At 72.1% G+C, this 19,504-nt stretch carries 17 protein-coding genes; 8 read left to right on the top strand and 9 right to left on the bottom strand.

Annotation, left to right across the window (positions count from 1 at the left end):
* The first annotated feature begins 50 nt into the window (after positions 1-50).
* Positions 51-2,234 carry a discoidin domain-containing protein gene (locus TNCT6_RS03390; RefSeq protein ID WP_141356420.1) on the top strand — a complete coding sequence of 728 codons (2,184 nt, stop codon included), beginning with the start codon at positions 51-53 and terminating at the stop codon, positions 2,232-2,234.
* A gap of 79 nt (positions 2,235-2,313) precedes the next feature.
* On the opposite strand, the gene TNCT6_RS03385 is transcribed toward TNCT6_RS03390, so the two are convergent.
* Both TNCT6_RS03385 and TNCT6_RS03380 read right to left on the bottom strand, forming a co-directional pair.
* The gene (locus tag TNCT6_RS03385) at positions 2,314-2,976 is read right to left on the bottom strand and encodes a response regulator transcription factor (protein WP_141356418.1); all 663 of its coding nucleotides are present in this window, start codon (positions 2,974-2,976) and stop codon (positions 2,314-2,316) included.
* A gap of 14 nt (positions 2,977-2,990) precedes the next feature.
* A complete protein-coding gene (locus tag TNCT6_RS03380; RefSeq protein ID WP_141356416.1) occupies positions 2,991-4,205 on the bottom strand; it encodes a sensor histidine kinase in 1,215 nt (404 codons plus the stop codon).
* A gap of 108 nt (positions 4,206-4,313) precedes the next feature.
* Here TNCT6_RS03380 and TNCT6_RS03375 point away from each other — a divergent pair, with 108 nt between their 5' ends.
* Both TNCT6_RS03375 and TNCT6_RS03370 read left to right on the top strand, forming a co-directional pair.
* Complete coding sequence (locus TNCT6_RS03375; RefSeq protein WP_141356414.1) at positions 4,314-5,255, top strand: ABC transporter ATP-binding protein; 942 nt, start codon at positions 4,314-4,316, stop codon at positions 5,253-5,255.
* 2 nt (positions 5,256-5,257) lie between these two features.
* Positions 5,258-5,992, top strand: a complete 735-nt coding sequence (locus tag TNCT6_RS03370) for an ABC transporter permease subunit (RefSeq protein WP_172632788.1) — start codon at positions 5,258-5,260, stop codon at positions 5,990-5,992.
* A gap of 249 nt (positions 5,993-6,241) precedes the next feature.
* On the opposite strand, the gene TNCT6_RS03365 is transcribed toward TNCT6_RS03370, so the two are convergent.
* The 4 genes from TNCT6_RS03365 to TNCT6_RS03350 all read right to left on the bottom strand — a co-directional run bounded on the left by TNCT6_RS03365 (position 6,242) and on the right by TNCT6_RS03350 (position 8,365).
* Positions 6,242-6,469 carry a hypothetical protein gene (locus TNCT6_RS03365; RefSeq protein WP_253266013.1) on the bottom strand — a complete coding sequence of 76 codons (228 nt, stop codon included), beginning with the start codon at positions 6,467-6,469 and terminating at the stop codon, positions 6,242-6,244.
* Positions 6,470-6,609: 140 nt separating this feature from the next.
* Positions 6,610-7,062 (bottom strand): hypothetical protein, encoded by a 453-nt coding sequence (locus TNCT6_RS03360; protein WP_141356408.1) that lies wholly within the window; start codon positions 7,060-7,062, stop codon positions 6,610-6,612.
* Positions 7,059-8,072, bottom strand: a complete 1,014-nt coding sequence (locus tag TNCT6_RS03355) for a metallophosphoesterase (protein WP_141356406.1) — start codon at positions 8,070-8,072, stop codon at positions 7,059-7,061. Before TNCT6_RS03355 ends, TNCT6_RS03360 begins: the two co-directional genes overlap by 4 nt.
* Positions 8,069-8,365 (bottom strand): plastocyanin/azurin family copper-binding protein, encoded by a 297-nt coding sequence (locus tag TNCT6_RS03350; RefSeq protein WP_141356405.1) that lies wholly within the window; start codon positions 8,363-8,365, stop codon positions 8,069-8,071. Before TNCT6_RS03350 ends, TNCT6_RS03355 begins: the two co-directional genes overlap by 4 nt.
* A 1,012-nt stretch (positions 8,366-9,377) precedes the next feature.
* Between TNCT6_RS03350 and TNCT6_RS03345 the strand changes: the two genes are divergently transcribed.
* The 4 genes from TNCT6_RS03345 (at position 9,378) to TNCT6_RS03330 (ending at position 14,286) form a co-directional block, all read left to right on the top strand.
* Positions 9,378-9,806: an ATP-binding protein gene (locus TNCT6_RS03345; RefSeq protein ID WP_253266012.1), complete on the top strand. Its 429-nt coding sequence runs from the start codon at positions 9,378-9,380 to the stop codon at positions 9,804-9,806.
* Positions 9,803-10,504 carry a hypothetical protein gene (locus tag TNCT6_RS03340; protein ID WP_253266011.1) on the top strand — a complete coding sequence of 234 codons (702 nt, stop codon included), beginning with the start codon at positions 9,803-9,805 and terminating at the stop codon, positions 10,502-10,504. The genes TNCT6_RS03345 and TNCT6_RS03340 overlap by 4 nt, the downstream gene beginning before the upstream one ends.
* A gap of 577 nt (positions 10,505-11,081) precedes the next feature.
* Positions 11,082-12,842 (top strand): ABC transporter permease subunit, encoded by a 1,761-nt coding sequence (locus TNCT6_RS03335; RefSeq protein WP_141356401.1) that lies wholly within the window; start codon positions 11,082-11,084, stop codon positions 12,840-12,842.
* Positions 12,843-12,903: 61 nt separating this feature from the next.
* Positions 12,904-14,286 (top strand): nitrate/sulfonate/bicarbonate ABC transporter ATP-binding protein, encoded by a 1,383-nt coding sequence (locus TNCT6_RS03330; RefSeq protein ID WP_141356399.1) that lies wholly within the window; start codon positions 12,904-12,906, stop codon positions 14,284-14,286.
* A 19-nt stretch (positions 14,287-14,305) separates the two neighbouring features.
* Here TNCT6_RS03330 and TNCT6_RS03325 read toward each other — a convergent pair whose 3' ends face one another.
* Positions 14,306-14,716, bottom strand: a complete 411-nt coding sequence (locus TNCT6_RS03325; protein WP_141356397.1) for a helix-turn-helix transcriptional regulator — start codon at positions 14,714-14,716, stop codon at positions 14,306-14,308.
* Positions 14,717-14,720: 4 nt separating this feature from the next.
* Positions 14,721-16,550, bottom strand: coding sequence for a phosphatidylglycerol lysyltransferase domain-containing protein (locus TNCT6_RS03320; protein WP_141356395.1), 1,830 nt, complete (start codon positions 16,548-16,550; stop codon positions 14,721-14,723).
* Between the two features lie 257 nt (positions 16,551-16,807).
* Between TNCT6_RS03320 and rodA the strand changes: the two genes are divergently transcribed.
* Positions 16,808-17,992 (top strand): rod shape-determining protein RodA, encoded by a 1,185-nt coding sequence (gene rodA / locus TNCT6_RS03315; RefSeq protein WP_141366024.1) that lies wholly within the window; start codon positions 16,808-16,810, stop codon positions 17,990-17,992.
* Between the two features lie 10 nt (positions 17,993-18,002).
* Here rodA and ftsW read toward each other — a convergent pair whose 3' ends face one another.
* Positions 18,003-19,373, bottom strand: coding sequence for a putative lipid II flippase FtsW (gene ftsW / locus TNCT6_RS03310; protein WP_253266010.1), 1,371 nt, complete (start codon positions 19,371-19,373; stop codon positions 18,003-18,005).
* Between the last annotated feature and the right edge of the window lie 131 nt (positions 19,374-19,504).

Genomic DNA, 19,504 nt, shown 5'->3' with positions numbered 1-19,504 from the left:
CGCGACGCACCGCGCTATCCCCGTACCCCCCACCACGAAGGGATCAGCACATGCACGCGAACAGCAGGGCCAGATCAGCCCGGCGCCTGCCGGCCATCGGGGCGAGCGTCGCCCTCGCCGCCGGCATGCTCGTCACCCTCGGCGCGCCCGCCGCCCACGCCGCGGCGGGCGCCACCCTCCCTTTCACCTCGGTCGAGGCCGAGTCCGCGACCACGAGCGGGACCAGGATCGGGCCCGACTACACCCAGGGCACCCTCGCCTCCGAGGCCTCCGGACGCCAGGCCGTCCGGTTGGCCACCGGGCAGCGCGTGGAGTTCACCGTGCCGCGCGCCGCCAACGCCGTGAACGTCTCCTACAGCGTCCCCGACGGCCAGTCCGGCACGCTCAACGTGTACGTCAACGGCACGAGGCTGAGCAAGACGCTCGCGGTCACCTCGAAGTACTCCTACGTCGACACCGGCTGGATCGCCGGCGCCAAGACGCACCACTTCTACGACAACGCCCGGTTGCTGCTGGGGCAGAACGTCCAGCCCGGCGACAAGGTCGCCGTGGAGGCCGCGAACGTCCAGGTCACCGTGGACGTCGCCGACTTCGAGCAGGTAGCCGCGGCCGCCTCCCAGCCGGCCGGATCGGTCTCCGTCACCTCCAGGGGCGCCGACCCCAGCGGCCAGGGCGACTCCACCCAGGCCTTCCGGGACGCCCTCTCCGCCGCGCAGGGCGGCGTGGTGTGGATCCCGCCGGGCGACTACCGGCTCACGTCCTCACTGAGCGGCGTCCAGAACGTCACCCTCCAGGGCGCGGGCAGCTGGTACTCGGTCGTGCACGCCTCCCGCTTCATCGACCAGTCCAGCTCCTCGGGGAACGTGCGCATCAAGGACTTCGCGGTCATCGGCGAGGTCACCGAGCGCGTCGACTCCAGCCCCGACAACTTCGTCAACGGCTCGCTCGGACCGAACTCCTCCGTCTCCGGCATGTGGCTCCAGCACCTGAAGGTCGGCCTGTGGCTGACCGGCAACAACGACAACCTCGTCGTCGAGAACAGCCGCATCCTCGACACCACCGCCGACGGCCTCAACCTCAACGGCACCGCCAAGGGCGTGAAGGTCCGCAACAACTTCCTGCGCAACCAGGGCGACGACTCGCTCGCCATGTGGTCGCTGTACGGGCCGGACACCAACAGCAGCTTCGAGAACAACACCATCTCGCAGCCGAACCTCGCCAACGGCATCGCGATCTACGGCGGTACGGACATCACGGTGAAGGACAACCTGATCTCCGACACCAACGCCCTCGGCAGCGGCATCGCGATCTCCAACCAGAAGTTCCTCGACCCCTTCTCGCCGCTGGCCGGCACCATCACCGTCGACGGCAACACGCTGGTGCGCGCCGGCGCGATGAACCCCAACTGGAACCACCCGATGGCCGCGCTGCGCGTCGACTCCTACGACAGCGCCATCAACGCCACCGTCCGCATCGCCAACACCACGATCACCGACAGCCCGTACAGCGCCTTCGAGTTCGTGTCGGGCGGAGGCTACGGGTACCCGGTCAGGGGCGTCACCGTCGACGGCGCGACCGTGAAGAACACCGGCACGGTCGTCGTCCAGGCCGAGGCGCAGGGCGCGGCCACCTTCCGGGGCGTGACCGCTACCGGCGTGGGCGCGGCGGGCATCTACAACTGCCCCTATCCGGCCAACTCGGGCAGCTTCGCGCTGACCGACGGCGGCGGCAACTCCGGCTGGACATCCACCTGGTCGGACTGCTCGACCTGGCCCAAGCCCGGCCAGGGCAACCCCGATCCCGACCCGAGCCGCAACCTCGCCAAGGGCCGCCCGGCCACCGCCACCGGCTCCCAGGACGTCTACACCCCGGGCAACGGGGTGGACGGGAACGCCAACACCTACTGGGAGTCCACCAACAACGCCTTCCCGCAGTCCCTGACGGTCGACCTGGGCTCGAACCAGGCCGTACGCCGACTCGTGCTGAAGCTGCCGCCGTCGTCGGCCTGGGGCGCCCGCACCCAGACGATCACCGTGCAGGGCAGCACCGACGGCTCGTCCTACTCGACCGTCGTCGGCTCCCAGGGCTACCGCTTCGACCCGGCGAGCGGCAACACGGCCACCGTGTCCTTGCCGGGCAACACCAACCTCCGCTGGCTGCGCCTGACGGTCAGCGCCAACACCGGCTGGCCGGCGGGCCAGTTCAGTGAAGTGGAGGCCTACCTCACCCCGTGACCGCTGGCGTCCCGGACTTCGCCGCCAGGAGCAGGTTCCGTGAGGCGGCGAAGCCCGGGACCGCCCACCCGCCCCGGACTCAACCCGGCGCGACGAACCCGGACTCGTACGCCGCGATGACCGCCTGCGTGCGGTCGCGGGCGCCGAGTTTGGCCAGCAGGGAACTCACATGGGACTTGACGGTCTCCGTCCCCACCACCAGGCGCGCGGCGATCTCCGCGTTCGACAGGCCGCGCGCCATGAGGCGCAGCACCTGTTCCTCCCGCTCGGTCAGCGCGGCGCGCTCCATGGCCGTCCGGGCCGCGGCGTTGCCGTGGTCCTCGCCGTACCGGGTGGCCAACTCCCGCAGTGCCGCCGGGAACAGCAGCGAGTCGCCCGCGGCCACCAGCCGTACCGCGTGCACGATCTCCGCCGGCCGCGCCCGCTTCAGCAGGAAGCCGTCGGCGCCCGCGCGCAGCGCCCCGTACACGTACTCGTCGTTCTCGAAGGTCGTCACCACCACGATCTTCGGCGGGTCCGGCACGGTGCGCAGCACGGCCCGGGTGGCCTCGATGCCGTTCATCAGCGGCATCCGCACGTCCATCGCGACGACGTCGGGGCGCAGTTGCCGCACCAGGGGGATCACGGCGGCCCCGTCGGCCGCCTCGCCCACCACCTCGATGTCCGGCTGCGCCTCCAGCACGGCGCGCAGGCCCGCCCGTACGAGCGGTTCGTCGTCGACGAGGAGAACGGTGATCGGCATCCGGTCAGCGTAGATCACCGCAGCGGCAGGTCGACGCGCACCAGCCACCAGCCGTCGTCCTGCCCCGCCTTGGCCTCGCCGCCGAGCAGCGCCGCCCGCTCACGGATCCCGCGCAGCCCGCGGCCGCCACCCGCGCCGGCCGCCGAGGTCGTCCCGGTCAGCGGATTGCGCACCTCCAGCCGCAGTCGTGCCTGTTCCACGGCGATGCGCACGCGCACGTGGACGGGCCCCGCGTGCCGCAGCACGTTGGTGAGCGCCTCCTGGAGCATCCGGTAGCCCTCGCGGGAGACGGGCCCGGGCACGTCCTCCAGCGGCCCGGTCACTTCGGCGTCGACCCGCGCGCCCGAGGACCGCGCGGATTCCAGCAACCGGTCCGCCTCACCGAGCGCGGGACGGGGGCCGGCCGGCCGTCCCGTGTCCCGCAGCATGAGCAGGACCTGCTCCAGGTCCTCCAGCGCGGCCCGGCCGGTCTCCTCGATGGCCTCCAGCGCCCGGTCGGTGAACTCCGGGTCGGCGGCCGCCCGTGCGGCACCCGCCTGGACCACGGCCAGCGTCAGCGCGTGGCCGAGGGAGTCGTGCAGCTCCTGCGCGATCCGGTTGCGTTCCAGCAGCCGCTCGGTGCGTTCCTCCAGCTCCGACAGACGCTCCCTGACCGACGGCCCGAGCAGGCGGCGGGCGGCCTGGGCCATGAGAGCACCCGCTCCGGCGGCCACCGCGAGCAGTACCAGCACGGGCACCGGTACGAGGAGGGCGCACCACCAGCCGTGCCCGGGAACCTGCAGGAGCGGGTCGGCGACGCTGGGATCCCCGAAGGCTCCGCCGACGAGCGACAGCGAGAGCGCCATCAACTGGCCCGACACCAGGGCGACCGCGAGCCCCGCCTCCATGCGCAGCACCATCCAGGCACCCGTTCTGACCCGGTCGGTCCATGAGGTGGACGGCGCTGCGGAAACCTCCGGATCCTCGTCGCTCCGCACCCGCGCGTGCGGTCCGGGGAACAGCATCAGCCGTGCCTGGAGACCCTCCGCGCGGCGCATCGAGGGCACCATGGCCGCGGCCAGGACCAGCGGGACGGGAAGGACCGCGATCAGTGCCCAGTCGCCGGGCGTCGGGGCGACCAGGCCCGGGTAGACCATGGCGCAGACGAACGGCACGATCGCCCCCACCAGCAGGTGGAGCCAACGGGTGTAGGTGACCGCACGCGTCAGCGGCGACAGCAGGCCTGGCATGCCGCCATCCTGGCAGTGCGGGCGGGACCGTCGGCTCCCCCGCACGGGGGAGGCGGTCTCCTCCCGCGGGGGAGGCCAGGCACCCGCCCGCGCGGCCACGCTGAGGTCATGAACAGCATCCACGTGCGAGGCCTCATCAAGGAGTACGGCGGCACCCGGGCCCTCGACCGTCTGACGTGCACCGTCGAACCGGGCCGGGTCACCGGGTTCCTCGGCCCCAACGGCGCCGGGAAGTCCACCACCATGCGGCTCGTCCTCGGCCTCGACCGCCCCACCGCCGGCTCCGCCACCGTGGGCGGCCGCCCGTACGCGGCCCTGGGCGAGCCCCTGCGCACCGTCGGCGCGCTGCTGGACGCGCAGGCGGCCCACGGTTCCCGTACCGCCCGCGACCAGCTGCGCTTCCTCGCCGTCAGCAACCGCATCCCGGCCCGCCGCGTGGACGAGGTGCTCCAGGAGACCGGTCTCGCCTCCGTGGCCGGCCGCCGCATCCGCACCTTCTCCCTCGGCATGCGCCAGCGCCTCGGCGTCGCCGCCGCGCTCCTCGGGGACCCGCCCGTCCTCATGCTGGACGAACCCGCCAACGGCCTCGACCCGGAAGGGATCGTCTGGATCCGCGAGTTGCTGCGCCGGCTGGCTGGGGAAGGCCGCACGGTCCTGGTCTCCAGCCACCTGATGAACGAGACCGCGGCCTTCGCCGACCATCTCGTCGTGCTCGGCCGGGGCCGGCTCCTCGCCGACACCCCCATGGAGGACTTCATCTCACAGCACAGCCACCCGCGCGTCCGGGTGCGTGCCGGCGCGCCCGCCCGGCTGCGGGCCGTGCTGCTGGCCGAGGGATACACGGTGGCGGACGGCGACGGCGGCCCGCTGGTGGTCGACGGCGCCAGAGCCGAGCAGGTCGGAGCCGTCGCCGCCCGCGAAGGCATCCCGGTTCTCGAACTCAGCGACGAACGGGCCTCCCTGGAGCAGGCCTATCTCGCCCTCACGACCGGCGAGGCCGAGTTCGCCGCCGCGGCCGCCGCGTCCCCGACCACCCCGCAGGAGGTGTGACCATGTCCGTCACCGCCGTTCTCCACTCCGAGTGGATCAAGATCCGGTCGGTCCGGGCGAGCTTCGGCTCGCTCGTCGCGGTCTTCGCCGCCACCCTGGCCATCACCCTGCTCGTCTACTCCACCGTGGGCCAAGCGGAGGCCATGGGCGGCGAGGACCTGCTCTTCGGAGCCTTCTACGCGATCAACTTCGCGCAGATCGCCGCCATCGCGTTCGGGGCCACCGCCGTCTCGTCCGAGTACGCGAGCGGGGCCCTGCGGATCTCCCTGTCGGCCGTGCCGCGCCGGGGCCTGCTCTGCGCGGCCAAGACGGCGGTCGTGGGTGCCGCCGCCCTCGCCGTGGGGCTCGCGACCGGATTCACCACCTTCTTCGTGGGCCAGGCGTTCCTGGGGGAGTACGCCATCGGCCTCGGCACGCCGGGGGCGCTGCGGGCCTGCGTCGGCGCCGGGATCTACCTCGCCCTGATGGCCCTGTTCGCGGCGGGACTCACCTTGCTGCTGCGCAGCGCCGTCGCTGTGCTCAGCCTGCTCATCCCGTTCATCCTGATCGTGTCCTTCGTGATCGGGGACATCGCCGAGGGCGCGTCCCGCTATCTGCCGGACCGGGCCGGACAGCAGGTCCTGCACCAAGAGGCGGCGGGCGGCCTCGGCCCCTGGACGGGGCTCGCGGTGACGGCGCTGTGGGCGGCGGCCGCGCTGCTGGCCGGCTGGTGGGCGGTGCGCCGGCGCGACGCGTGACACCCGGGCCCGGGGCCCCCGACCGCAGCCTTTCCCCACCTGGGTCCGAGCCGCCCAGACACAGGCAGAGGGCGGCTCGGACGAGGCTCGTGACGCGGGCGGTGGAGCACCCGAGCTTGCGGAGGAGCCGCCGTCTGCGCGGGTTCGCGAAGCCGGGCACGGCGTTGGGGCCGGTCAGCCACCGCTGGGATGTCCAGCGCCGCCACTTCGCCGCGACCGCCTTCCTGCCCGCCGTGACACCGCCCGACCTCACACCGCGGGGCGGCAGCACGGTTCCGGTCGGTTCGGCCGGTGGTGGAGCAGGGCGGCCCGAAGGTCGCGCTCGGTGATGCGGTCGGCGGGGCGGTGGAGTGTCCAGCGGTGGGCCTCGCCGTCCATGGGCAGCACGCTGACGACGGTTTCCAGCGGTGGGTGGCCGGGTTCGGTGTACGTGAATTGGCGGATGATGACGGCGGTGTCGTCGTCCAGGCCGAGCACGGCGCGCACGGTATCCCTCAGTTCACGCAGGCGTGGACTCGGCCCGGCGGTTGCGGGGCGCGGTTGCGGTGGCATGGGGTGGATACTCCTTGGTTCCGGGAACGTCCAGGGGTTCGGCATTCCGGGCGGCTTCGCGGTGGTCACCTGGGCGGTGTGCGGGTAGTGCCCCAGTCCCAGGCGGGTGCCCCGAGCGGAGGCCGGGCAGCGCGGTGTTGCCTGGTCACGGTTGCCTGCCGGATGGCGAGGAGCAGCAGCGTGGCGGTTTCGGCCAGGATGCTGAGCAGGGCCTGTGGAGCGGGCTGCAGGCCGTGTTCGGTGAATCCGAAGACGCCCACGGTGCGGGAGGCGGCGAAGCCGCCGAGGGCGCCCAGCGCCACACCCGCGGCGGCGAGCCTGAGCAGCGGTGGCATCCCGATCAGCAGCAGCGCGGCGACCGCGAAGGAGACGCTCGCCTGGAGCAGGAACAGGGGGCCCACGACGTGGATGAAGCGGTACTCGTCGATGTAGAGGCGGGCGTGGATGTATCCGCTCCCGGCGAGCGTGGCGGCGATCGCGACACGCAGGGCAGGGGCGAGGAGCCTTCCGAGGGTCATGCCAGCCTCTCGTCCTTGATCGCCAGGTTCCGGTCGCCCTGCCGGTAGCCCACGGTGCGGATGCCGAGTGCGTCCTTGAGCTGCCGGGCGGGTACGACCTGCGGAGTCGGGGCGGGGGCCCGGCCGGGCTTGGGCAGCGGATAGGCCGTGGTGGTGGCGGAGTGGAAGGTGATGTTGCCGTCCGTCTTGGTGAACAGCTGGTGGACATGCCCGTTGAGACAGGTCACGGAGGAGAAGCGGCGCAGGAGGGCGATGACGCGCAAGGCGTCGTCCGTGCTCCAGCCCCACTGCGGGTACATGGCGAACAGGGGGATGTGGCTGAAGACCACGATGGGCGTGTCCGGCGGCAGTCCCGCGAGGTCCCTGCGGACGAACTCGATCTGCTCGTTGCCGAGATGACCGAGCTTCTCCAGGCTCAGGGTGTTGACCAGCGCGATGAAGTGCACGCCGTGGGTGTCGAAGCTGTACCAGCCGTCGCCCAGCGTGCCCTTGCCGAAGGTCCGCCGGTAGGCGCGTCCTGCGTCGCCTATGGAGTCGTGCTCGCCGGGCACGGTGAAGACGCGGTCGGTCCGCATCCCCGTCATCATCTGCCTGACCTGGTCGAACTGCGAAGACGTGGACAGGTGGGTCAGATCGCCGCTGTGCATGACGAAGTCGGGCCGGAAACCCAGTGAGTTGACCTGGCGGATCGCTTCGGAGAAGGAGCCGGCCACGTCCATGTTCGCCGGCCCCTGGAAGCCGATGTGGCTGTCGGAGACCTGCACGAACCGCAGTGCGCCGCTCGTCGTCGTGCCGGCTCCCGCAGCCGCGGTTCCGGCGGTGGTCCCGGCGGTGCCGCGGCTGTCGGCGATGTGACTGATCACTTCTCCGCCGGCCACGGTCAGCACCACGGCCCCGCCGAACCACCCCGCGTGCCGGAGGAGTTGGCGCCGGGACATGCCGTGTTCGGGTACGGGCGGTTCGTTGCCACCGAGCGGTGATCCCTGGTGAGGGTCGTGGTACTCGGTCATCGGGTCACCTCCACGGTGGCGGTCATGAACGGATGGATGGTGCAGAGGTAGTGGTAGGTGCCGGGCTGTGTGAACCGGTGGCTGTACGTGGCGTGAGTGGCCAGGGCGGCCGAATGCAGCGGGCCGCCCGATCCGGTGCTGGTGACGGTGTGGGCGTCGGTGTCCTGGTTGGTCCAGGTCACCGTGGTGCCCGCTTTGACCTTCAGCGTGGCCGGGGCGAATGCGAAGTTCTTTATCGCCACGGCGTTCCCGGCCACCGGCGCGGTCGGCTTACTGGTGCTCGGAGGGCTCATGGGCATGGTCATGCTGGGCATGGGGGAGGCGCCGGGAGCGGAGCCCGCCGCGTGTCCCGGTCCGGAGGCGCCGGGCATGCCGGCCGTCTGGTGCTGACCCTGTCCCGGTGTGATGGCACCGGCATGGGGGGACGAGGAGTGCGACGACTGGCCGCATGCGCTCAGGAGCCCCAGCGCGCCGACGGTGGCGACGGTGGCGACGGCGAGCCCAGCCGCAGCGCGTGATCGCCGGCCTGGTGTACGAAGGTGCGGGTACATGCTGTTCGTTCCTCACGATCAGGTTGAGATGGGGACTGCGTCTGCCGAGTGCGCGCAAGCGAAGCGAAGTCGCGGGTGGCAAAGGGCAGTTCCCCGTCCCCGAGCCGAGAACGGCTTGGGGTGTGGACGACAGGTGTCGCGTATGTCGGCCTTTGTCTGACTCCACGGGCGGCGGGGGCGTGCGGTTCGGTCGATACGCACTTTTCGCGACACTTTCTTTGGGTCGCCGCAGATCGACCGTCCCTCCGGCGTTCCGGCGCGCGCGGCCCTGGCGGCGCTTACGGAGGGTCGCCACTCTGTGCGGTGCGTCACAAGGCGAGGCGATGCATATGAGCAGTGATCGTTCTATGCCCTGGAGCTCCCGAAAGCGTGGCCCAAGGACCGATCCGGATCGCTCCGCGGAAAGGCCACGGGGCCCGGACCGGCCATGCCGGCTCCGTCGCGCACCTTCTCCGGGCGCGATCCCGCCACCGGCGTCACCGCTTCGTCGCCCTCGCCGTCAGTTCCCGCGAAGGATGCCGGTGCTTGGTCGACTTGACACGTGAGTGCGCAGTCGGGGTGTGCACGCTCCCGGTCGCCGGTCGCCCAACGGCCAGGGAGCGAAAGGCGCGAATCGCTCGAACCGTTCGGCGGGCGCCGGCCGTGGAACTGAGTGAACGCCCCGATGCAGGATCCGGCACACCGACCGCCCCTCGAACGCGTCGACGGTCTCCGGATTCCGGTCTCCGCACATGCACAGAAGAGTCAGAAGACCATGTTCGTAACCGATTCCCCCCGCCTGAGCCCACCGGTCTCCCGGCGTTGCCGCCACGAGGCGCTGCTCGCCCTGCCCGCGCAGGAGGCACACGTCTCCGCCGCCCGTCACTTCGCGGCCGATCTGCTGGAGACCTGGTGCGTCCCGGAGAGCGAGCGGGACTCCGCCGTTCTCATCGTCGACGAACTCGCCGCCAACGCCGCCCGGTACGGCCGCGAGCGCATGACCCTGCGGCTCGTCCTCGACCACGGCGCCCTGCACATCGTGGTCAGTGACTCCGGAACGGCCGTGGAGCGCCGTCGCCCCGACATCGCCCCGGACGAGCACGGCCGCGGCACCGGCATCGTCCAGTACCTCGCCCAGTCGACCGAGGTCCACCAGACGCGCGGCGGACGCGAAGTCCGCGCCTGCCTGAGGTGCTCGGCATGACCGGTCCCGAGTTCCCGTGCGAGCCGCCGCCCTTCGCCGGGCCGGGCGCCGAGGCGATGCGTCGCCTGCCGGTCACCGGGGGCCGCCGCGGCGCAGGGTCACCCGAGGGCCTCCGCGAGTGGGCCTTCGCGACCCACGAGCCGTGCCCCGTCGACGACTGTCCGGCGCCGGCCCGGGGGCCCGTACGGTCCCCGGCGAACCCACCGGCCCTCGACCAGGGTGACCTGGACCACGACACGGTGCCGTGTGCACGCTGCGGCGCCCGCCGCGGTGTATCGGGGGAGGGCGTCGCCCCGAACACCGGCGAGGGCATCGACGCCCCGCGCCCGCACGAGGCGTACGCGAACGCGCCCGACCTGCGCCGCGAAATGCACCAGGTGCTTGCCCTCGGGGCCGAGCGCGACGGCCGCCAGGCCAGGACCGTCAACGGCCCGCCGGTCGACGCCGCGGTCGCCGAACGCGCCCGGCTGCTGCGCCGGGCTGCCCTCATGGACCGTATGGCCCTGGAGAGCCCCGACCCCGGCCCGGTCGGCGCCGCCGCGCAAACCGCCGAACAGCTCCTGCGGCACGATCGCCGCCGACCCGACCTGGTGGCCGGGCCGCATCAGCCCGACGCGATCACGCTCGGACCCGGTCGCCGCCACTACGTCCGCCAGGAGTACGCCGCCTGGGCATCCGCGGGGCGGCCCGGCACCTGAACCGGCCCGATGCGACAGCGAGAGGCGGCGCGAGGTCGAGCCGTGGGGGCGCCGTTGACGGGGCCCGTGGCCGAGCGCCCGCTCGACGATCCTGGTGACGATCAGGATCCTGGCGACCAGCCGGTAGCGCGCAGGGTGTCCGTGCCGATCTCGCGGCTGGGGGACATGGCCGGCCCGGCGAGGGTGTGCGGCGAGGACATCCGCCAGGACCGCACTATTTGCGCATCGACGCAATAAGCGGCACACTACCTGTCGGCACCCGCCTGTCGCGCCGTGCGCGAGGCCCGTGCTCCCCGACGGAACCGCATGGCTGAACGGAGGCACTCGTGGACATCGACCCACCCAGTCCGAGCGGCCTCTCCGGCAGTCTCTGACCGCCGCCCCGGTCGTCCGCTTTCTTCTTCCTCTTCTCTTTCTTCCTTCTTCTTCCCCTCTTCTCTCCTTCTTCTCTTTTCGCCGCTTTCTCGCCGTACCCTGTCATGCCTGCCCTGGTGCGAGTGCCGCCGCCTCGCGGTGCGCTCCCACCAGGGCGTCCATGTGCCGCAGTCCGGGCGGAGCGCGGTTGGAGGTGCCTGTGATGTCGTTCCGGACGAGTGCGCCCGCCACGCGGTCGCGGGCCTCGTTCCCCGCTCGGTTCGCCGGCGGTCTTACCCGGATGACCTGGGTGGACCTGGTCGTCGCCGCCGCGGTGGTGGTACTGCTGTACGTCACCCTGCGGGTGGGGAAAGGGATCACGCTCTCGTTCTCCACCAGCCAGTCCGCGCAGGTGGACACCGGTGTCGGCCAGCTGCCCTACGACGCCGCCCGCTCGCTGCTGCGCATGTTCGTCGCCCTGGCCCTGTCCACGGCCTTCACTTTCGGCTACGCCTACGCCGCCGCCAAGAGCCGCCGTCTGGAACGGATCCTGATCCCGGCGCTGGACATCCTTCAGTCCGTGCCGGTGCTGGCGTTCCTGACGGTGGCGGTGACCGGGTTCGTCGCCCTGTTCCCGGGCTCGATGCTCGGCCTGGAGTGTGCGGCGATCTTCGCCATCTTCACCTCCCAGGCGTGGAACATGACGTTCGGCTTCTACCACTCCCTCACCTCGCTGCCGCGCGAACTGGACGAGCTGTCACGGTCGTTCGGCTTCACCCGGTGGATGCGGTTCTGGAAGGTGGAGCTGCCCGCCGGGATGATCGGCCTGGTCTGGAACGGCATGATGAGCTTCGGCGGCGGCTGGTTCTTCCTCGTCGCCTCCGAGGCGGTCACCCTCGGCCACACCGACTACGCCCTGCCCGGGGTCGGCTCCTACGCCGGGGCCGCGATCGCCGACGGCGACCTGACCAAGGTCGGCTGCGCCATCCTCACCATGGCGGTCATGGTGATCGGGGTGAACTTCTTGTTCTGGCGGCCGCTGACCGCCTGGGCGGAGAAGTTCAAGATCGAGCAGTCCGAGGCCGGCGAGGTCCAGCGGTCGGTCGTCCTGGACTTCCTGCGCCGCTCCGACTGGCCCCGGCTCGCCGGCCGCCTGCTGCGCCCGGCCGGCCGGGCGCTGAGCAGGGCCGGGCGCGTCTTCGGCACCGACGACCGGCCCCTCGTGGTGCAGCGGGGCAGGCAGCGCGCCGGGGACGTCGCCTTCGCCCTGGTGGCGGGCGGGCTGATCGTCTGGGGCCTGGTCGACCTCTGCCTCTACCTGTACGACCACACAGGCCTGGGCGTGTTCGGCGAACCGCTGCTGCTCGGGCTCGCCACCCTGGCCCGCGTCGCCGTCCTGGTCGCCGTGGCCACGGTGGTGTGGGTGCCGATCGGCGTGAAGATCGGTTTCTCGCCCAGGCTGACGAGGATCGCCCAGCCGGTGGTGCAGGTGCTGGCCTCGTTCCCGGCGAACTTCCTCTTCCCGCTGGCGGTGTGGTTCTTCATCAGGACCGGCCTGAGCATCGACATCGGCGGCATCTTCCTGATGGCGCTCGGCGCCCAGTGGTACATCCTCTTCAACACCATCGCCGGCGCCATGGCGATCCCCACCGACCTGCGCGAGGCCATGGACGACCTCGGGGTGAGAGGCCGGCAGCGCTGGCGGCGGCTGATCATCCCCGGCATCTTCCCCTCCTACGTCACCGGCGGCATCACCGCCTCCGGCGGCGCCTGGAACGCCTCCATCGTCGCCGAGGTCGTCACCTTCGGCGGCACCACGCTCACCGCCACCGGCCTGGGCGCCTACATCGCCCGCGCCACGGAGCAGGGCGACCATCCCCGACTGATCGCCGGCGTGGTCGTGATGAGCGTCTACGTGGTCTGCCTCAACCGCTTCCTCTGGCGGCCGCTGTACCGGCTGGCCGAGACCCGGTACTCCCTGTGATCCCCTCCCGTCCGCACACCGGGCCCCATCCGTACTCCGCACCCCACAGCTTGGACCTGCCATGGCGATGAACACCCTTCCGGCCACCGAGAACACCCGCCCGGCCGACGGCGAACCGCTGCTGGAGACCGTCGGCCTGACGAAGTCGTACGCGGGCGCCGACGGCGAACTGCCCGTGCTCTCCGGCATCGACCTCGAGATCCGCGCCGGTGAGGTCGTCGCGCTGCTGGGCAAGTCCGGCTCGGGCAAGTCGACGCTGCTGCGCTGTATGGCCGGACTCGTCCCGGCCAGCTCCGGCACCGTCAGCTACAAGGGCGCCGCGCTGACCGGCGCCAACCCCGGTACGGCGATGGTGTTCCAGACCTTCGCGCTGCTGCCCTGGCTGACCGTGCAGCAGAACGTCGAACTCGGCCTGGAGGCCAAGGGTGTGCACCCCGTGGAGCGCGCCGAGGCCGCCCGCCTGGCCATCGACCTGATCGGCCTGGACGGCTTCGAGTCCGCCTATCCCAAGGAACTGTCGGGTGGCATGCGCCAGCGCGTCGGCTTCGCCCGCGCGCTGGTCGTCGAGCCGGACGTGCTGATGATGGACGAGCCCTTCTCCGCCCTGGACGTGCTCACGGCGGAGAACCTGCGCGGCGAGCTGATGGAGCTGTGGGAGTCCGGCCAGTTCCCCACCAGGGCCATCGTGCTGGTCACCCACAACATCGAGGAGGCGGTCCTGATGGCCGACCGGATCGTGGTGCTCGGCTCCCGCCCCTACGGCACCATCCGGGAGGTCTTCGAGGTCGGTCTGGACCGGCCCCGCGACCGCAACTCCGCCGCCTTCGAGGACATGATCGACCGTGTCTACCGCACCATGACCGGCCGGCAGAAGGAGGGCCGCACCCCCGGCCGCCAGGAACCGGCCGACCTGGAGAGGCGGACGGTGGCCAACACCCCGCTGCCGCAGGCGAGCGTGGACGGGCTGTCGGGCCTGGCGGAGCTGGTGCTGCACCGCGGCGGGCGCTGCGATCTCGCCGGTCTCGCCGACGACCTCGGTCTCGAGGTCGACGACGTCATGCCCCAGGTCGACGCCCTGGACCTGCTCGGTTTCGCCGGGTTCAGCGGCGACGACCTGCTGCTCACCGACACCGGCACCGCGTTCGCCGGGGCCGACGTCCAGGAGTCGAAGACCATCTTCGCCCGGGCCGCGATCCAGCTGCCGCTGGTCAAGGTGATCACCAGCAGCGTGCGCGGCAAGGCCGACGGGACCGCGCGGGCCGGATTCTTCCGCGATCTGCTGGCCCATCACTACACCAGCGAGCAGGTCGACCAGCAGTTGGAGACGGCCACCGACTGGGGCCGCTACGCCGAGTTGTACGCCTACGACGCCGGCCCCGAGGAGTACCGCCGCGACGACACCGGCGACGCCTCCGGACCCACGGACACCCAGTGCCCCGCCTGAGCACCGCGGGGCCGCCGCCTCATGGGGTGCCGCCCAGGGCCGGGCGGCGTGAGAGCACCGGGTTGGCGGCGGCGGCCCGCCGGGGTGCGAGCGCGCTCTCCTCGCCACCGGAGCCGCCGGTTCCGGGGCCGCCGCCCTCGGTGCCCGTGAGGTGCGCGGCCTCCAGCAGGGGCCGCACTCCCGCGGCCCGGTAGAAGATACGTGTGCCCTCCCGGCGCGTGGTCACCAGACCGGCCGCCCGGAGTCTGGCCAGGTGCTGGGACGTCGCGGCCACGTGGGCGTCCAGCATCCGGGCCAGCTCGCTCACCGGCTGTTCACCGTGGCTGAGGGCCCACAGCAGCCGGTAGCGGGAGGGGTCCGCCACCGCCTTGAGCACCGCCACCGCCCGGTCCGCCGCCTCGGCGTCCCACACCTTTCCTTGCACATCCATGCAACTAGGGTACCGGCGGTCCCCCGGGCGGTTCGAACGCGGCGGGCTCCGCCTCGGCAGGCGCGGGCTCCGGCCGCCGCGGCTTCCGCCGCCACGGTGCGGGCCAGGACAGATTGAGGAACGCCTCGGCCTGGAGCGCGGCCAGGCTGATGCGGAGCAGGTCCCGGGCCGTGGGATAGACCAGGAACCTCGGCTCCCACCGGGGCTGGAACTTGGCGTTGAACTTGTACAGCGACTCGATCTGGAACCAGCGGGAGAGGAAGAGCAGCAGGCCGCGCCAGGCGCGCAGGGCCGGTCCGGCGCCCAGGCGTTCACCGCGGGCGAGGGCGGCGCGGAACATCGCGAAGTTCAGCGAGACCCGGCCGACACCGAGACCGGGGGCCTGCTGGAGGGCCTTGACGATGAGGAGTTCGTTCAGACCGGGGTCGGCGGTGCGGTCGCGGCGCATCAGGTCCAGGGAGATCCCGTCCCGGCCCCAGGGCACGAAGTGCAGGACCGCGCGGATGTCCCCGCCGGGCGCGGGGGCGCCGGCGTCCGGCTCCTTGTGGGCCGTGACGACCACGCAGTCGCCGTCACCGGCCTCGCCGAAGCGCCCGAGGGCCATGGAGAAGCCGCGTTCCACCTCGGTGCCGCGCCAGGCGGCCGCCGCCGCGCGGATCTGCTCGGTCTCCTGCTCGGACAGGTCGCGCACGCGGCGGATGCGGCAGCTGTAGCCGCCCCGTTCGATGCGGTTGACCATCTGCCGGACATTGCGCATCGGCCGTCCGGACAGGGTGAAGGCGCCGGTGTCGACGACGGCCTCGTCGCCGATCTCCAGGGCGTTCAGTCCGGCTTCGCGGGTCCACACCTCGCCGCCGGTCTCGCTGCACCCCATCACCGCGGGGACCCAGGCGTGCCGGGCGGCGGTGTCCATGAACTCCTTGATGGCGCCCGGCCAGGCCTCCACGTCGCCGATCGGGTCGCCGCCCGCGAGCATCACGCCGGACACCACCCGGTAGGCGATCGCCGCCTTTCCGGTGGGGGAGAAGAGCACGTTCTTGTCGCGGCGCAGCGCGAAGTATCCCAGCGAGTCCCGCTCGCCGTGCCGTTCCAGCAGGGCGCGCAGCCGCCGCTCCTCGTCGTCGCCGAGGACGGGTACGGGTGTGGAGGGGCGCAGCGCGAGGTAGAGGGTGGTGGCCGCGGTCAGCAGGCCGAGCCCGGCGAGCGAGAAGTAGACGAGGTCGCTGGTGCGCTCGCTGGAGTAGTGCACCGGTCCCTCGATGCCGATCAGACCGTAGGCGACGTGCTGGATACGGTCGGACAGTGAGGCCGCGACGACCTTCCTGGGGTGGGCGCCGACGATCAGCAGTCCCGCGCCGAGGCTGAAGGCGCTCAGCAGGAGGAAGTTCCACACCGCCCGCCACCGGGTGCGCGGGTCGGACAGCGCGTAGAACTCCCGGCGGGCGACGAGCAGCAGCACGAACAGCAGCACCGTGACGACGCCGGGCACATGCTGGTGCCAGCGCAGCAGTTGCAGTGCCGCGCCCGTGGGCAGCAGGATCATCACCGCCCGCCAGGCCCGCCGTTTGCGGCGCCGCAGGGCGTGCGCCAGCATCACCATCAGCACGCCCACGATCAGCGAGGCGGCGGTGGCCAGGGTGGACACGGCCCCGGGCAGGGCCACGGCCAGGGTGTGCACCCGCCCGTGCCGCATACGCGGGAAGATCGCCCCCGCGACGTCGAGTACGCCCACGAGCAGGCACAGGTAACCGGCCACGGCGGGCACACGGCGGTACGAGACGGCGCGAAGACGATTCCGCGAGGAGCCTTCGTCGGTGGTCACGGAGTCCTTCACGAGAGGCCAGCGTAGGGCCTGCTGAGCAGGCGTGACCACGGGCGGGGGCCGGTGAGCGCGCAACCCTTCGGCGTGCTTCACTTAACGGATTGCGCAACTGGGCGATGATGGCGTTCCGCGTCGTGCGGGATCCGGGACAGCCTGCCGGGGCGCGGCCGGAGCGAACCGGAGCGAACCGGAGTGCGCCGGATCGAACCAGAGCGAACCAGAGCGAACCAGAGCGAAGGAGAGCCGCGATGGAGGTCGGGAGCGGGCTCATGGGGCCGGGAGCCGTCCGGGGGACGTTCCGGCGCGCGGGACCGCGGCCGCCCACGGCCTTCGGTTCGGTCCTGCGGCGGCTGGACTGGCCGCTGCTGGGCGCCGCGCTGGCGCTGTCGGTGCTCGGCGCGCTCCTGGTGTACTCCGCGACCCGCGGCCGCACCCAGCTGACCGAGGGTGACCCGTACGCCTTCCTGACGCGCCATCTGATCAACACCGCCATCGGGATCGCCCTGGCCGTCGGCACCATGTGGCTGGGCCCGCGCAGGCTCCGGGACCTCGTCCCCCTCCTGTACGGCGTCACGCTCCTGCTGGTCCTCGCGGTGCTGACGCCGCTGGGCGCCACGATCAACGGGTCGCGCCGCTGGATCATGATCGGCGGGATGTCCATCCAGCCGGCGGAGTTCGTCAAGGTCGCCATCGTGCTGGCCATGGCCGTGCTGCTGGCCACCAAGGTGGACACGGGTGACCGGCCGAGCCCGGACAGCCGCAGCGTCCTGGAGTCCCTGGCGGTGGCCGGCGTGCCCGCCCTGCTGGTCCTGCTCACGCCGGACCTCGGGCAGTTCATGGGCATCGGCGTGATCGTGCTCGGGGTGCTGCTCGCCTCCGGTGCCTCCGCGCGCTGGGTCACCGGGCTGCTCGCGGCCGGAGTCCTGGGTGCGGTGGCGGTGTGGCAACTGCACCTGCTGGACCAGTACCAGATCAACCGGTTCGCCGCGTTCGCCGATCCCGCCCTCGACCCGTCCGGGGTCGGCTACAACACCAGCCAGGCCCGGATCGCCATCGGGGCCGGCGGCCTGCTGGGCCAGGGGCTGTTCCACGGAGCGCAGACCACCGGGCAGTTCGTGCCCGAGCAGCAGACCGACTTCGTCTTCAGCGTGGCGGGGGAGGAGCTGGGCTTCCTGGGCGCCGGGGCGCTGATCGCCCTGCTCGGCGTGGTGCTGTGGCGTGCGCTGCGCATCGCCCGCGCCTGCCCCGACCTGTACGGAACGGTGGTCGCGACCGGCATCGTGGCCTGGCTGGCCTTCCAGGCGTTCGAGAACATCGGCATGAACCTCGGCATCATGCCGGTCACCGGACTGCCGCTGCCGTTCGTCAGCTACGGCGGCTCGTCGATGTTCGCCGGCTGGATCGCCGTGGGCATACTCCAGGGCCTCCGTCTGCAACGCCCGCTGTCCGCCTGACCGCAGAGTCTCAGCGGCGGCGCCCGGGGAGGCGCGGCAGGGTCGAGCGAACCCGGCGCCATCGACCCTCCAGCGCCTTACGCACAGCGGGTTCGCCGCGGGCGGCGGCGAGCAGGAGCCCCACGGCGTACAGGGTGGCGATCAGCGAGCTGCCGCCGTAGGAGAACAGGGGCAGGGGCACGCCCGCGACGGGCACCAGCCCCAGGACGCCGCCGAGGTTGATGAAGGTCTGCGCCGCGAGCCAGGTGACGATGCCGCCGGTCGCCAGGCGGACGAATGGGTCGTTGCGGCGGGTGGCGATGCGCAGCCCGCCCGCGAACAGCGCGGCGAACAGGGCCAGTACGGACAGGGTGCCGAACAGACCCAGTTCCTCCCCGGTGACGGCGAAGATGAAGTCGGTGTGCGGCTCGGGCAGTTGGCCCCACTTCTCCACGCTGGCGCCGATTCCGTTGCCGAACAGGCCGCCCGTCGACAGCGCGTACAGGCCGTGCACCACCTGCCAGCACTGGTCGCTCGGGCCCGGGTCGCTCGCGCCAAGGCAGGCGAACCGCGACACCCGGTGCGGGGCGGTCATGATCAGTACGGTGGCCAGGAGCGCCGTGCCCGTCAGGGCGGCCCCGAAGAGCCGCAGCGGCGCACCGGCCAGCCACAGCAGACCGAACAGCACGGCGCACAGGATGACCGCGGTCCCCATGTCCCCGCCGAGCATCATCAGCCCCAGCAGCAGCAAGGCACCGGGCACCAGCGGCACGAGCAGGTGCTTCCACTGGCCCAGCAGCTTGTGCTGCTGTTTGCGGGCCAGCAGGTCCGCGCCCCATACGACGAACGCGACCTTCGCGAACTCGCTGGGTTGGAGCACGAACGGTCCGCCCAGGTCGAGCCAGTTGGTGTTGCCGTTGACGGTCCGCCCCAGCCCCGGCACCTGCACCAGCGCCAGCAGCAGTACGGACCCGGCCAGCAGCGGATAGGCCAGCCACCGGTGCGTCTTCACCGACATACGGGCGGCCGGCACCGCCAGCACCGCGCCGATCACCGCGGCCATGATCTGCCGACGCAGATAGTAGGTCGGCGGCAGACCGGAGCGCAGCGCCTGGATCTGCGAGGAGGAGAACACCATCACCAGCCCCAGGCCGGCGATCAGCGCCGCACTGCCCGCCACCAGGTAGTAGCCGGTGAGCGGCCGGTCCCAGGCCCGCCGCAGCCGCGCGAGGGCGCGGCGCGGGAGCGTGGAGGGGCCGGGCACCCGCCCCGCACGCCCGCCGCGCGGCCGGCCCGCCGGATCCGGGGCCGGCGGAGGGGCCTGCCGGCGTCCACGCGCCGACGGGGCGGCCTGGGCGCCCGGCACGCGCTTCTCCGCACGGACACTCTGTGAATTGCGCATGTGTGCAACCGTAGAGCTGCGGGAGCGGTCCATCGGGGCGCGGCGCTCCGGTGCCGGCGGCGAATCGCCGTTCCGCGGCACGCGTGAGTGGGCCCGCGGCCCCGGCCGCGCGGAACGTGCTGTCATCGTGG

Source organism: Streptomyces sp. 6-11-2, assembly GCF_006540305.1.
Classification (GTDB): Bacteria; Actinomycetota; Actinomycetes; order Streptomycetales; family Streptomycetaceae; genus Streptomyces.
Note: the sequence above shows the minus strand (reverse complement) of the source record. Positions and strands in the feature narration are given on the sequence as shown.